11 protein-coding genes are annotated in these 14,982 nt (G+C 47.0%); 8 read left to right on the top strand and 3 right to left on the bottom strand.

The window, feature by feature from the left end:
• Nucleotides 1-6 precede the first annotated feature (6 nt).
• From ACMXYR_RS00925 to ACMXYR_RS00905, 5 genes are read left to right on the top strand one after another with little or no spacing between them, the layout of a single operon-like run.
• Entirely contained in the window at nt 7-1,272 is a 1,266-nt protein-coding gene (locus ACMXYR_RS00925) for a hydrolase (RefSeq protein ID WP_415902548.1), read from the top strand.
• Nucleotides 1,269-2,072 (top strand): DUF1338 domain-containing protein, encoded by an 804-nt coding sequence (locus tag ACMXYR_RS00920; protein WP_415902547.1) that lies wholly within the window; start codon nt 1,269-1,271, stop codon nt 2,070-2,072. The genes ACMXYR_RS00925 and ACMXYR_RS00920 overlap by 4 nt, the downstream gene beginning before the upstream one ends.
• 25 nt (nt 2,073-2,097) lie before the next feature.
• A complete protein-coding gene (gene astA, locus ACMXYR_RS00915; protein ID WP_415902546.1) occupies nt 2,098-3,135 on the top strand; it encodes an arginine N-succinyltransferase in 1,038 nt (345 codons plus the stop codon).
• Complete coding sequence (astD, locus tag ACMXYR_RS00910; RefSeq protein ID WP_415902545.1) at nt 3,132-4,628, top strand: succinylglutamate-semialdehyde dehydrogenase; 1,497 nt, start codon at nt 3,132-3,134, stop codon at nt 4,626-4,628. Before astA ends, astD begins: the two co-directional genes overlap by 4 nt.
• Complete coding sequence (locus ACMXYR_RS00905; RefSeq protein ID WP_415902544.1) at nt 4,625-5,947, top strand: N-succinylarginine dihydrolase; 1,323 nt, start codon at nt 4,625-4,627, stop codon at nt 5,945-5,947. Before astD ends, ACMXYR_RS00905 begins: the two co-directional genes overlap by 4 nt.
• Before the next feature lie 3 nt (nt 5,948-5,950).
• On the opposite strand, the gene ACMXYR_RS00900 is transcribed toward ACMXYR_RS00905, so the two are convergent.
• The gene (locus tag ACMXYR_RS00900) at nt 5,951-7,315 is read right to left on the bottom strand and encodes a sensor histidine kinase (RefSeq protein WP_415902543.1); all 1,365 of its coding nucleotides are present in this window, start codon (nt 7,313-7,315) and stop codon (nt 5,951-5,953) included.
• Nucleotides 7,312-8,022 carry a response regulator gene (locus ACMXYR_RS00895; RefSeq protein ID WP_415902542.1) on the bottom strand — a complete coding sequence of 237 codons (711 nt, stop codon included), beginning with the start codon at nt 8,020-8,022 and terminating at the stop codon, nt 7,312-7,314. Before ACMXYR_RS00895 ends, ACMXYR_RS00900 begins: the two co-directional genes overlap by 4 nt.
• A gap of 187 nt (nt 8,023-8,209) precedes the next feature.
• On the opposite strand from ACMXYR_RS00895, the gene ACMXYR_RS00890 reads away from it, so the two are divergent.
• Nucleotides 8,210-8,677 (top strand): Spy/CpxP family protein refolding chaperone, encoded by a 468-nt coding sequence (locus ACMXYR_RS00890; protein WP_415902541.1) that lies wholly within the window; start codon nt 8,210-8,212, stop codon nt 8,675-8,677.
• 56 nt (nt 8,678-8,733) lie between these two features.
• Here ACMXYR_RS00890 and ACMXYR_RS00885 read toward each other — a convergent pair whose 3' ends face one another.
• Complete coding sequence (locus tag ACMXYR_RS00885) at nt 8,734-9,195, bottom strand: Lrp/AsnC family transcriptional regulator (protein WP_415883132.1); 462 nt, start codon at nt 9,193-9,195, stop codon at nt 8,734-8,736.
• Between the two features lie 383 nt (nt 9,196-9,578).
• Between ACMXYR_RS00885 and putP the strand changes: the two genes are divergently transcribed.
• Together putP and putA are read left to right on the top strand one after the other, a co-directional pair.
• Complete coding sequence (gene putP, locus ACMXYR_RS00880) at nt 9,579-11,045, top strand: sodium/proline symporter PutP (RefSeq protein WP_415902540.1); 1,467 nt, start codon at nt 9,579-9,581, stop codon at nt 11,043-11,045.
• 224 nt (nt 11,046-11,269) lie between these two features.
• Nucleotides 11,270-14,890 carry a bifunctional proline dehydrogenase/L-glutamate gamma-semialdehyde dehydrogenase PutA gene (gene putA, locus ACMXYR_RS00875; RefSeq protein ID WP_415902539.1) on the top strand — a complete coding sequence of 1,207 codons (3,621 nt, stop codon included), beginning with the start codon at nt 11,270-11,272 and terminating at the stop codon, nt 14,888-14,890.
• Nucleotides 14,891-14,982 lie beyond the last annotated feature (92 nt).

The raw sequence follows: 14,982 nt of genomic DNA, 5'->3' as shown, positions 1-14,982 counted from the left end.
TTAATTATGCAGTTATCTGTCGAACCACTAGACCAGTTAGAACGTGATCTCCTCGCTAAGATCAGCGCTCAACAGCACCTAAGAGAACAGCAACTGATTGAGTTAGTTGAGATCAATAGTGGCTCACTTAACCCTGCGGGTATTAATCAAGTTGGATGCAAATACCAAGAATTATTCGCCCCCCTCTGCAGCCAAAGTGAAAGAGTAGAACTGCCTGAGTGGGAAAGAATCGATTACACAGGTAAAGCCGAATATCAGCCCTTAGGTTCTCTATGGAAATTTAGCCGCAATCAAGAGGCCCCGATCCAGATACTGTTTTGCGGTCATACTGATACAGTATTCCCTATAGACAGTCCTTTCCAACACGCTATTCGTTTAGACCATACGCGCCTGAATGCACCTGGTGCTGCTGATATGAAAGGCGGTATTCTGGTAATACTGTCCGCACTTGAAGCGTTATCACAACATCCTCTTGCTCATCAAATCGGTTGGAGTGTCATCCTTAACCCAGATGAAGAGATCGGCTCACCTGGCTCAGCCGACTATTTAGCCGAAGCTGCGAAGCAACATGATATAGGCCTAATCTACGAACCTGCCTTACCTGACGGCAATCTCGCTGGTGAACGGAAAGGTAGCGGCAACTTCATTTTGGTTATCCATGGTCGTTCAGCTCATGCAGGCAGAGCTCCCGAAACGGGTAGAAATGCAATCAACAAAGCAGCCGAACTTATCCTGCAGCTAGCATCATTAAATAATATCAAGCCGGGCTTAACCCTAAATACCGGTATTATCAAAGCGGGCGAAACCACTAATAAAGTACCCGATCTAGCGGTGTGTAAATTTAATGTTCGCATTCAAAAAACAGAAGACGCCGAATGGTGCCTTGAACGTATCAATGAATTTATACAGCAACATAATCAGCAAGAGGGGTTCAATATTGAGCTCCATGGACATTTTGGACGCTACCCTAAACAACTCGATCAACCTCATCTTGCACTCTATCAACTGGTACAACAATGCTCAGAACAGTTAGGCACTGGTTTAACTTGGAGTGCTACCGGTGGCTGCTGTGACGGTAATAACTTATCAACAGCGGGTCTACCCAATATCGATACCTTAGGTGTGACCGGTAACTTTATCCATAGCTCCCATGAATTTATCAATTTACCTAGCCTGAGTTTACGCGCGCAGCTCAGCGCACTGCTACTCTTCCACATAGCTCGTGAAGGGTTACCATTTAAGCGACTGCGCCCTCAGGGGAGGCCACTATGAACAATGAAGATCTGTCCCAAATGCTGGATGAGATGTGGCAGGACTATATAGAGCTCAATCCACAAGCACGTCAAATCCACCAATTATTCAGCGATCTTAACTATCAAGTGATCAATGACCATATCGCTTTACGCACCTTTGATTTGGAAGAGGTCAATATAGATAAGATGGCTACGCCGTTTCTCTATAGCGGCTATCGCGCGGCTGGTGAATACCATTTTCCAAATAAACACCTCTACGCTAAGCACTTTCAGCATGATAACCCTTCCCTGCCAAAAATATTTATCAGTCAATTCATGACCGAATCACTTAGTAGTGACAATCAACTGCTTGTGCATAATTTAGTGGCTGAACTTGATCCAATGCAGCAAACACCAAAAACCTTATGCTATTCAGGCCGCCCTTGGGAGATCAGTTATGAGGAGTACAAAGAGCTACTCACACAAAGTGAATATGCCGCTTGGTTGGCGGCCTTTGGTTTCAGACCTAACCACTTCACTATTTTCGTCAATGCACTGACCTCACACACCAGCATTGAAGAGGTTAATCAGTTTTTAAAAAGCCATTCAATCGAACTCAACAGTGCAGGTGGTGAAGTAAAGGGCAGTCCCGAAGAACGGCTTGAACAATCCTCAACTTTAGCCAGTAAAATCGCTGTCGATTTTAGTGATGGAACTGTAGAAATCCCCGGTTGTTACTACGAATTTGCCCGCCGTTACCCCTTGGAAGATGGCTCCCTTTACCAAGGATTTGTTGCAGCTTCTGCTGACAAAATCTTTGAAAGTACCGATAGCCGTTAGGTAATCAAGGAACAGGAGGTCGACTATGTATTACATTCGCCCGATTGAGATGAACGATTTAGAGACCTTACATCAGATCGCTATCGAATCTGGTCCCGGCTTTACCTCTCTCCCCGAAAACAGCGATTTACTTGCCGAGAAGATAGAGCGGAGCTTAAACGCCCTCAATCAAGAGGTTCAGAAAGCCTCCAATGAAAGCTATCTATTTGTATTGATCGATAGTGAAACCGATGAAGTTGTCGGTACTACAGGGATTGAAGCGGCCGTAGGCCTGCAAGAGCCATGGTATCACTACAGAGTAGGTACCGTGGTGCACGCATCACGCGAACTCAATATCCATAATCAGTTTAAAACCCTGTACCTTTGTAACGATTACACAGGTTGTACAGAGGTCTGTACGCTCTATCTCAAGCCTGACCATCGGCACTCACAAAATGGCAGTCTACTTTCAAAAAGTCGCTTCCTGTTTATGGCAGAACAACCACAACGCTTTTCTGAACGCGTCATCGCAGAGATGCGTGGTTTCTCTGATGACAATGGCCGATCACCGTTTTGGGAAGGGTTCGGGCGTAAATTTTTTGCGATGGATTACTCAGAAGCAGATTATCTTACGGGTTCTGGCAACAAAGTTTTCATTGCCGAGCTAATGCCGAAATACAGCATCTATATCCACCTTCTCCCCGAAGAGGCACAGGCAGTGATAGGACGGGTCCACGCCAACACGGAACCTGCCCGACGCATGTTGGAAAACGAAGGTTTCCGTTTTGAGAACTATGTGGATATCTTCGATGCTGGCCCTACAATCACAGCTCCACTGGCCAAGATCCGTGCTATTAGAGACAGTCGCTACGCCAAAATCCGAATTTCACAACAAGCTGAAATATGTGATTCCGACACAACCTATCTACTCAGTAACACCCGTGCAGCAGGTTTTCGTTGCTGCCTTGCTAACTGCCAAACCAATCAAGGTATAGCTGAACTGTCACCTGAAATAGCCGAGATGCTTCAGGCTAAAGGCAGTGACACCATTCGATTGGTCGAACTAAAAGGGAGGCACCCATGAAACCTCATGCATCACTGTTTATTAATGGCGAATGGATTCAGGGGAACGGCCCAGAACTTGAGTCATTGAATCCGGGCAATAATGAGCGAATCTGGCAAGGTTTTGCTGCTGACTCAGATCAAGTAAACCAAGCTGTTTCAGCCGCCGCTGAGGCCTTCCCACGCTGGTCTGAACTCACGCTAAAACAGCGTGCAACCTATCTACTGAAATTTAATGAGCTGGTGAAAGATCACGAAGATTTACTCGCCGACACCATCGGTCAGGAAACCGGGAAGCCTCTCTGGGAAGCCAAAACAGAAGTGACTGCGATACTGGGAAAAGCAGCCCTAACCATCAAAGCCTATCAAGCACGCTGCCCAGTTGAAGAGAGCACCGTGTTGGGTGCGCGCTCTATTCTTAGTCACCGCCCCCACGGTATCGTAGCTGTATTTGGCCCTTATAATTTCCCAGGGCATCTGCCGAATGGCCATATCATGCCGGCACTTTTGGCAGGCAACACCATCGTATTGAAACCGAGTGAATTTACACCTCGCACAGCGGAACTCATGGTACACCTCTGGCAAAAAGCAGAACTACCCGACGGCGTGCTTAATCTGGTTCAAGGGGAAAAAGCAACCGGGGCACAATTAGCGCAGCATCCTGAGATTAATGGCCTCTATTTCACAGGTAGTGCAGCCACAGGTTGTTACCTACATGAACAGTTTGGCGGACAGCCCGAAAAGATCTTAGCACTCGAAATGGGCGGCAATAATCCTCTATTGGTAGCGAAAACCGCCAATGTCGCTGCGGCTGTCTATAACACCATCCAATCCGCATTTATCACTGCGGGGCAACGCTGTACCTGCGCCCGACGTTTGTTAATACCAGTAGGAACAGAAGGTGATGAATTTATTGCAGCATTGCAGAAAGCCGTGACCAAAATAGAGGTGGGCACCTATAACCAGAATCCTCCACCCTTCATGGGTGCCTTAATCAGCCAATCAGCTATGACCTCAATGCTAACAGCTCAAGAAAAGCTGATTGAACAAGGTGCTGAGACATTGGTTAGTATGCAACGCTTTGCCGATAGGGGCGCGTTACTCACACCTGGGTTGCTCGACTGTACAGGGATAGAAGATCCTGATGACGAGGAATACTTCGGCCCGCTACTTCAGATTTATCGAGTGCATGATATTCAGCATGCAACGACCTTAGCCAACAAGACCCGATACGGCTTAGCGGCCGGTGTATTAAGTGATGATCCAAAAATATTCGAATATTTTCAGCGACATGTCAGAACAGGTCTTATCAACTGGAACCGTCCCTTAACTGGTGCATCCAGTGCCCGCCCCTTTGGTGGTACGGGTATCAGTGGCAATCATCGAGCCAGTGCATGGTATGCTGCTGACTACTGCGCTTATCCTGTTGCCTCTATGCAGTCTGACAGTATGGATATGCCTGACAAGCTTCCTCCGGGCCTACACATCGCCGATCATGTGTGGAGTCATGAATGAGTTTAACGCTTAATTTGGATGGTCTGGTTGCACCCAATCACCACTATGCGGGACTCGCACAGGGCAACCTTGCATCACAACAGCATCAAGGCGAGATATCCTCACCCAAAGACGCAGCACTTCAAGGTTTGGAAAAGATGTGGCTACTGCATCAGCTTGGCATTCCACAAGGGATTATTCCTCCGCCAATACGACCGGATCTAGCACTGCTCTATGCAGCTGGCTTTCGCGGCTCAGACGAACAACTCCTGGACCAAGCTTGGCATAAAGCCCCTCAATTGCTGACTGCTTGTTATTCCGCTTCTGCTATGTGGGCAGCCAACAGCGCCACCTGCTCAGCATCTCAAGATACCAAAGATCGACACTTACACTTCACCCCTGCAAACTTGAATAGCAGCATTCATCGATCATTAGAAACCAAACATAACTATCAGTTCTTCCAAACCTGTTTTGACGATCACGACAGATTTAGCGTGCATGTTCCGTTGCCATCACAACCGATCTTTGCAGATGAAGGTGCTGCCAATCAGATGCGCTTAAACTCGCCTTGTGACCAGGATGCTCTGAATCTATTTATCTATGGCAGAGAAGGCTCGCTGAGCGCAAGTACACGCTTTCCAGCACGCCAAACTCGCCTCGCTAGCGAAAGTATTATCCGCCAACATCAGCTGGACCAAAGCCGCAGCATACTGATTCAACAGAACCCTACTGCCATAGACCACGGGGCTTTTCACAACGATGTTGTCGCGGTGGGTCATCTGAACTTTTTATTCCTGCATGAACAAGCTTTTAAAGAACAAAGTGAGGTTTTAAACACTTTAAGGATGAAGAGCTGTCATTGGCAGGATGCACTTAAGATATTTGAGGTCAGCTCCAGCAAGCTAAGCCTGCAAGAAGCAGTAGAAACTTACCTATTCAACAGTCAGCTTATCCAAAAAAACGATGGCAGCCTTATGTTACTTGCCCCCATAGAAAGTAAAAACAGCGCTAAGGCTTATGCCATCTGTGAGGAGTTAATAGCTGCCGACAACCCTGTGAGCGAAGTCCAATTTATCGATCTAACACAAAGTATGCAGAACGGTGGCGGTCCAGCTTGCTTGAGATTAGCTGTACCGATCACGATCGAAGAGTTAAGCGCTGTACATCAAGGGGTACTACTAACCCCTGCGCTATATAAGTCGCTGAAACAGTGGATAGAAACGCACTATCGCGATCGACTGAGCCTTGAAGATCTTCGCGACCCTAGACTGATTTCAGAGATACAAAACGCACTACATAACTTGGAAGAGCTCTTAAAACTCCCCAATTTTTACAGCTAAGCGTTAAGCACAAGGTAAGATAATCCGCGCTTCCAACCCACCTCCCGGATGGTTCAACAAACTGAGCTCACCACCTAAACGCTGCACCGCCCGTTGTGCGATACTTAACCCCAAGCCATAACCTTCAGATTTGCTGTCACCCCGGAAGAACGGTTCGCAGAGCTTTCCTAACTGTTCTGCTGGCACACCTTCACCATGATCGCGAATACGAATCTCACAGTGTTCACCTTTATGCACACTCAACTCAATTGGCGCCGATTGCGGTGTATGTTTGCAGGCATTTCCCAAGATATTATTCAGCGCTCGAAGTAACAAAGGCGCATTCAATTCCACTTCACAGTCAGATTCCATACAGAGTTCAAACTCACGTGTTTGCTGGCTGAAACGGGCATCATCAAGCAACTCTTGCAGGACATCACTGAGCTTAGTTTTCTCGCCTTTAACCTCCATCTGTTCCAAGCGAGATAAGGATAAGATTTCGCCGATCAATTGATCTAAGCGCTGACACTCATGAATGATCCGTTGAACAGTTTTATCCCCTTCACCCAAACGCTGCTCTGCAATACCAGCCGCAGCCTGTAATCGTGCTAGCGGCGCTCTTAACTCATGGGATACATCACACATCAGATGCTGATGAGAGCTCAGAGTTTGTTGAACATAATCAGCCATACGATCAAAATCTCGGGCTAACTCACCCAATTCATCACCACGTGCCCTTAACTTTTCATCTGTACGTGTATCTAACTCACCACGATAGATCGCCTGAGTGTGCTCGCGTAGCAAAATTAGTGGCCGCGCAATAATTGCTGATACGATCAAAGCACCCAAAGAAGACACCAATAAAATCAGTACCATTTGCACCGATAGGATACGGTTCACTAAATCTGCATAGGGAGAACGTTCCCAGCTAAGATCGACTAAAACTTCATACTGACGACCTTGCTCTGACTCTAGATTAAAACGGTAACTATCTTCACGAGCTTTTTCAAAATGGGGAAGATCAACAACCTGTCTCTGTGCAGTCAGATCGGTAATATGGACACGTTTAGTTACACTTCGCCAGATAAAACGTTTCCAATGAGGTGTGCGTTCTTTGTGATGATCAGCCGCAGGTAGGCCAATCTCTTTATCCCTATGCGAGCGTTTGAAATGTTTCAGCCTTAATGGCGGGATTGTGGCATGACCCATGCGTTCATAACGTTCAATCATCAGCTCTGCATAGCCTTCTGCCTTTGCTGTGATTACTTCCTTGAAGCGATCCTCTTCTGTAATGGTACTAACCACACAGATAGTCGCTAACAGCACAGAAAAACTCACGCACCAGATTGCGGCAAAAACTTTCCAAAACAGTCGCTTATACCACTTCATACCAGATCCTTAATAAACTGATAACCGACACCACGCACTGTTTTAATGAACTCTTTATCTGGTAGCGCTTTCGCTAATTTCTGCCGTACACGGCTAACATGAACATCTATTGCTCGATCAAATGCCGCCAGTTTTCGATGCAAAACCAGCTCAGTCAGCTGCTCTTTATCCAATACATTTCCAGCATTCGCGATTAGGTAAGCAAGCACGTTAAACTCCGTCCCCGTAAGCTCCAATAGCTCACCCTTGATCCGGACTTCACGCAAACCAGGATCAAGCTGGACACCGCCCATTTCAACATTAGTATCTGGGAAAAGGGTTGTTTGTGTTTTCGGTTCCGAGCGACGTAGGACTGCACGAATTCGTGCCAGCAATTCCCGTGGGTTACAGGGTTTGCTTAGATAGTCATCCGCTCCCATCTCCAACCCCAGAATGCGATCAATCTCTTCACCACGCCCCGTCAGCATAATCACGGGTAAGGTCACTACAGGTCGAATTTGCTGTAGCAGCTCTAAGCCAGATTTACCCGGCATCATGATATCTAACACCATCAAGGCGTAGCGATCCGAACGTTTTAATTGCGCGCAGGCTTCATCTGCATTGTGAGCAAACTCAACCTCAAAGCCTTCATGCTCGAGATAATCGGATAACAACTCGCATAGTTCCACATCGTCATCCACCAGTAATAATCGCTGTTTATCTCTCATACTTATCCTACACTTGGCTTTGACCGCCTATTTCCGCTACTTATCTACTAAAAATAATAATCCTTTTAGCGCCAAAATAGATCGCCCTATTGTTAGATTTACCCAACTTTACACTGCCGAAACCCATCTTTGCGCTTACAAAAGCCAAACTTTATTCCATCAACTAAACAGCCTAGGAGCAAAGAACATGAACCGTAAAATCATGACTGGAATCGCAGCTGCTGTGTTAACTGTTTCTAGTTTAGGCGTTGCACATGCTTACACTAAAGATGACGGCGCTAAGATGGAGAAGCGCCTGCAGTATCTTTCTGAAGAGCTGGGATTAACCACCAGCCAACAGGCGGCACTGAAAGAAAATATGCAGCAGAAAAAAGCAGGCATGAAGGATCAACACCAAGCAAAACGAGATCTTCGCCAACAACTGATGCAACTAGACCCAGCATCAAAAGACTATCAGTTACAGCTCAACAGCTTAGTGTTAAAAGCGCAGGAGCAAACTAAAGCGATGATTATGGCCAAAGCAAAACATCAGGAAGAACTGTATGAGATTCTGACTCCAGAACAGGAAGCCAAATTCGCACAGTTAAAAAGTGAAGCTCCACAAAAATGGATGAAACATAAAGGGGAGCAAAGAAAAGGGAAGCAATGTCATTAACATTTTATTCCATAGAGTTACGTATCCTATATTCGCGTAACTCTATGGGTATAGCGTTAAATTAGCTTGGAAGCCACATCCTTCACATCTTCCATTACAACAAAGGTACTGGTTTGCTTCACAAATGGCAGGTTAGAAATTTTCTCACCGAGTACTTCCCTATAACTTTCGATATCGGACGTACGCACTTTTAACAAATAATCGAAATTCGCTGCAATCATATGGCACTGTTCGATTTCAGGGATGGCGCGCACGGCCTCATTAAAGGCCTGCAGCGCTTTGGTTTTAGTATCTAACATCGTCACTTGCACAAAAGCGATATGCTTAGAACCCAGCTTCTTCTGATCGATCAGGGTGGTATAACCCATGATATAACCCAGCTCTTCCAAGCGCTTCATTCGCACTTGGCAAGGTGTCTTCGAAAGGCCAACACGTGAAGCTAATTCCGTAACCGTAATACGCGCATTCTTTTGCAGTTCGCGCAAAATCGCCATATCGAGTTTATCTAAATTTTCCATGACGGCGCTCCAGAAGCATAAAGTCAAAACGTCCAAAAGTTTGGCGAAAATATAGTGAATTCGACTCCTCATAACAAGTTGACTACTCTTTCTTATAGATGAAAAAGAGCTATGCAGCGCGTTTATCTAGGTAAAAAACCATCAAATTAGAACAATCATCCGAATAAACGAACAAATAAAGACCAATTGCCTAGAAAACAGCCAAGTTTGGAGCATTTAACCAGTGGAATACCGGTAAGCTTTCCGGTCGTTATACCCAAGCTTAACTACTGTCTTTTTCGCAACCAATGAAGGTAGAAAAGTCTGCAGCATAGCTAGCGCAGGAAGGTGTAACAGAGGATGGAACGATAATAAGCATAAACTATGACAAAGAGGTTTCTTAGATGGTAACCCTGACATTTATCCTATATCTGATGCTGATGCTGGCAATTGGTATTGTTGCCTATCGTCGCACTCAGGATCTGTCTGATTACGTTCTTGGTGGACGCAACCTAGGGCCGATCCCAAGTGCGTTGAGTGCAGGCGCATCAGATATGAGCGGCTGGCTATTGATGGGCCTTCCTGGTTACGCAATGGCGGCCGGTTATGGCTCTTTCTGGCTGGCAGGCGGTCTACTAGTAGGCACTTGGCTAAACTGGCTGTTGGTCGCTCAGCGTCTACGTGTTTACTCACAACGTGCTGATGATGCACTAACACTACCTGCGTTTTTCGAAAAACGTTTTGAAGATCACAGCCACAGCTTACGCGTTATTTCTGCCGTGTTCGTATTGGTTTTCTTCCTGTTCTACACCAGTTCTGGTCTAGTAGCTGGTGGTAAGCTATTTGAAACTGTATTCGGTTTTGATTACACCATCGCCGTTCTTGTCGGTGCTGCAGCTGTTATCTCTTACACCCTGTTTGGTGGTTTCCTAGCGGTATCTTGGACCGACGTAGTTCAGGGCCTACTAATGGTTGGCGCTTTGATCTTAGTACCATTGATCGCGATGGGTGAGATTGGTGGTTTGAGCGGCACGCTGGCAGCAGTCGAAGCGAAAAACCCTGAGCTATTGAATATGTTTACCGATGCGGATGGTAAGAGCATCACGCTAATCGGTACGCTATCTCTATTGGGCTGGGGTCTTGGTTACTTCGGTCAGCCGCATATTCTTGCGCGTTTCAAAGGGATCAAATCTAAAGAAGCGGTTCCAGCTGCACGCCGTATCGCAGTTATCTGGAGTGCTATCTCTATGGCGGGTGCCTGCCTAATTGGTTTGGCCGCTATCGGCTACCTACCAGACGGTTTGGGCGATAATGAAACTGTATTTATGGTGATGGTAGATGCACTATTCCACCCTGTAATCGCAGGTGTTCTACTGGCCGCTATCCTTGCCGCTGTAATGAGTACAGCCGATTCTCAGCTACTTGTGTCTTCTTCTGCTTTGGCTGAAGATTTCTACAAAGCGCTATTTAACAAAGATGCGACCCAAGAACAGTTAGTTCGTGTAGGTCGTATTGCGGTAATCGTTATCGCGCTGATCGCGACCTTCCTAGCAATGGATAAGGACTCTAAAGTTCTGGAGCTTGTATCTTACGCGTGGGCAGGTTTCGGTGCGGCATTTGGCCCTGCTCTGATTATGTCGCTGTACTGGAAAAATATGACCAAAGGCGGTGCGCTTGCAGGTATCATCACGGGCGGCGTAACTGTGGTTGTGTGGAAGCAGCTATCTGGCGGTTGGTTCGATCTATACGAGATCATCCCGGGTATTATCTTTGCCTTCATCGCAATTATCGCGGTATCCAAAGTGACACCAGCGCCATCAAAAGCTATTCAGCAACGCTTTGACGATGTAGAAGCTGAAATCAAAAGCTAACGAATAGAAAACAGATTTTTAAAAGCCCTAACTGCTTTGCAGTTGGGGCTTTTTTATACCCATCACCAAAAAGAACAAAAGCCCACAAAATAAGCAAAATAATATTAAGCTATCCACTCAAAACACAAAATAAAGAGAAATAAACTTCCAAAACTACTTTTATAGATAAATCGACTATTTGAGCGCTTGTAAAATAGCCCGATAGATTTAAGAGGTGGAAGATTATGAGCATCACAATCGAACAATGCCGTACAGCTATTCGTAATAACTATCTGGCAGATGAAGCAACCGTTATCAACGGTTTGATTAATAACTCAGGTTTAAGCGAAACAGAGCGCGGTGCTATTTCAGCTAACGCGGCAGATCTGGTACGCAAAGTTCGATCTGAAAGCTCCCCTTCCATGATGGAAAAATTCCTTGCCGAATACGGCCTGACCACCAAAGAGGGTGTCGCGCTGATGTGTTTGGCAGAAGCACTGCTTCGTGTGCCAGACAGCCTAACCATCGACGCCTTAATTGAAGATAAAGTGGTATCCGGAAACTGGAAAGGCCACTTGGGCCAATCTGCTTCGTCATTAGTAAACAGCTCAACGTGGGCATTACTGATCACGGGTAAGCTACTTAAAGAAGATGAAAAGAAGAGCATCGGCTCCACTGTTAAAGGCATGATTAAACGCCTTGGCGAACCGGTTGTACGTACCGCTGTTGCCCAAGCCATGAAAGAACTAGGCCGCCAATTTGTACTTGGCCGCGACATCAAGGAAGCCACTAAACGTGCGACAAAGCTTGAGAAACAAGGCTATAGCTACTCCTACGATATGCTTGGTGAAGCAGCCCGAACTGATGCCGATGCAATCCGTTACCACCAAGCTTACTCAAAAGCGATTAGTGAACTGACATCTGCTTGTGAAAGCAAAGATATCCGTCTAAACCCAGGTATATCTGTAAAACTATCTGCTCTGCATGCCCGTTATGAAGTTGGCCAAAAAGCCCGTGTTATGCAGGAATTAGTAGAACGCACCCTAACGCTGGCTCTGCAGGCGAAAGATGCCAATATGGGCTTCAATATTGATGCCGAAGAAGCCGATCGTCTCGACCTTTCACTTGATGTGATCGAAGCAGTTCTGGCAGATGAACGCTTAGCAGACTGGGATGGTTTCGGTATTGTAGTACAAGCTTTTGGTCCGCGTGCCGCGCATGTTCTGGACTGGCTGTATGCAACCGCTGAGCGTCTAGATCGTCGTATCATGGTGCGCTTAGTAAAAGGCGCTTACTGGGATGCGGAGATCAAAAGAGCACAAGTGCTGGGCCTTGATGGTTTCCCAGTCTTTACCCGTAAAGTAAATTCCGATCTGTCTTACATGTGCTGCGCTGAAAAGCTGATGCAGATGACAGATCGCATCTATCCTCAGTTCGCTACGCATAACGCCCATTCCGCGGCTGCGATTCTGTTCATGGCGAAAAAACACGATGTGGATAACTTTGAGTTTCAGCGTCTACACGGCATGGGGGAATCACTGCACGATACAGTGCTGAAATCGAACAATACTCGCTGCCGTATCTATGCGCCTGTCGGTGCACACCGTGATCTGCTGGCTTACCTTGTTCGCCGCCTCTTAGAGAACGGCGCAAACAGCTCCTTTGTAAACCAGATTGTCGATAAGCGCATTACCCCTGAAGAGATCGCGACCGATCCATTTACCCAAGTGTTGGAAAGCCATAACGCAATCAGCAACAACATGATTGCCAAACCAGCCATGATTTTTGGTGAAAAGCGCCTGAATGCCAAAGGCTGGGACATCACTGATCACACAACTCTGGAACAACTTGAACCGGCTCGCGAGGTCTTCCAGAACACGCAATGGCATGCAAAACCGATGATTGCAGGCGATGCAAGCAGCTCTGAAACGGCTGAAATTCGTAACCCTGCCAACCCAGAAGATCTTGTAGGCCTGGTAACTGAAGCAAATGCCGAAGATATTGAAAGTGCAATCGTATCTGCAGAGCTAGGCTTCCAGCGTTGGTCAAAAACTGATGCTAGCGAGCGTGCCGCTTGCCTTCGCCGTGTCGCTGATCTATTTGAAGCCAATGCGCCTGAGCTATTTGCATTGGCTAGCCGTGAAGCGGGTAAAACACTTCTTGATGCTGTAGGCGAGATTCGTGAAGCGGTCGATTTTGCCCGTTACTACGCTAATGAAGCCGAGAAGCACGCGAGCAGTGAAGCACGCGGTGTGATCACCTGTATCTCCCCGTGGAACTTCCCTCTCGCCATTTTTGCTGGTCAGGTTTTAGCAGGCATTGCATCAGGCAATAGCGTCATCGCTAAGCCTGCTGACCCAACGCCTCTAATGGCTGCTCGCGCTGTTGCCTTGATGCATGAAGCCGGTATCCCAGAAGATGTTATCCAACTATTACCGGGCTCGGGTATCAATGTCGGCGCGCCGCTGACCTCTGACCCACGCATAGCTGCAGTGTGCTTTACAGGCTCAACATTAACTGCACAGCGCATCAACAAAGTGATGGCGGAAAACATGGCTCCGGATGCGCCTCTAGTGGCAGAAACCGGTGGTATGAACGCGATGATCGTTGATTCCACAGCCCTACCTGAACAGGTTATACGGGATGTTTTGATGTCCTCGTTCCAGAGTGCAGGTCAGCGCTGCTCTGCTCTACGAGTACTTTATGTCCAGGAAGATATTGCTGATAACCTACTAGAGATGTTGTTTGGCGCCATGGATGAACTACGCCTTGGTAACCCTTGGCTTCTAAGCACTGATGTTGGTCCGGTTATCGATAGCAACGCTAAAGCTAAGATTGATGAACACTGTGCCAAATTTGCCGCTAAAGGCCAGATGCTGAAAAAGCTAAATGCACCAGCCGGCGGTACTTTTGTCGCGCCAGCAGTGCTGAAAGTTAATGGTATTGAAGAGATTGATGAAGAGATCTTCGGCCCTGTTCTGCATGTCGCAACGTTTGCAGCAAAAGATCTGGATCAAGTTGTCGAGTCCATCAACAGCAAAGGCTACGGTCTAACCTTTGGCCTACACACCCGTGTGGATAACCGTGTAGAGCGCATTATCAACAAAGTTCAAGTAGGCAACATCTACGTTAACCGTAACCAGATTGGTGCCATTGTCGGCTCACAACCATTCGGCGGTGAAGGCCTATCCGGTACTGGTCCTAAAGCGGGTGGTCCACACTACGTAAAACGCTTCACTCGCTCAAACATTAGCAATAGCACAGAAGCACCAACAGGCCAGACAATTAACACAGAAACGCTGAACAAGATGATCCAACAATTGAGCCAAACAGTCTCTACTGAAGCGAAGGCTTCTGAGGAACAACTAACTAAAGTCTTTGCTGAACAGGTAATTAAAATGCAAGGCCATAGTTCTGAAGCTACAGAGATGCCAGGGCCAACCGGGGAGTTAAACCTTCTATCCGAAACCGGGCGTGGCATTGTACTTTGCCTAGGTCCCGATGCAGAAAGCGCTAAGAACCAGGCTGCAACTGCGCTAATGCAGGGCAATGAGGTAGTCATTATTGCTCAAGGTATCGCTGATCTACTGAAACAGTGCGATGAGGCTGAATTACCTGTACAAGGCATAGTGGGCCAGTTATCTGCGAATGCTATGACTGAAACTGATGGATTCGCCGCGATCTGCTGTAATGCTGACACTGAAATCCTAAAAGAGATTCGTCAGGCGCTCGCCGCTCGTGAAGGCGCGCTGCTGCCACTGATCACAGAACTGGATCAACCAGAACGTTTCGTTATGGAACGCCATCTGTGCATTGATACGACAGCCGCTGGCGGTAATGCCAGCCTAATTGCTACAGCCGGCTAGGCCTGGTTTAAAGCAAGTACCTTTCCACTTACTTCGTTTTTTGATTCATGGGCAAAATTCGAAGATCTTTACCCCGGGGCTACCGCCATTCA

It is taken from the genome of Neptuniibacter sp. QD29_5 (assembly GCF_047778125.1).
In the GTDB taxonomy this organism is placed as follows: Bacteria; Pseudomonadota; Gammaproteobacteria; order Pseudomonadales; family Balneatricaceae; genus Neptuniibacter.
The sequence above is the reverse complement of the archived record's forward strand: the minus strand, read 5'-3'. Positions and strand labels throughout refer to the sequence as shown.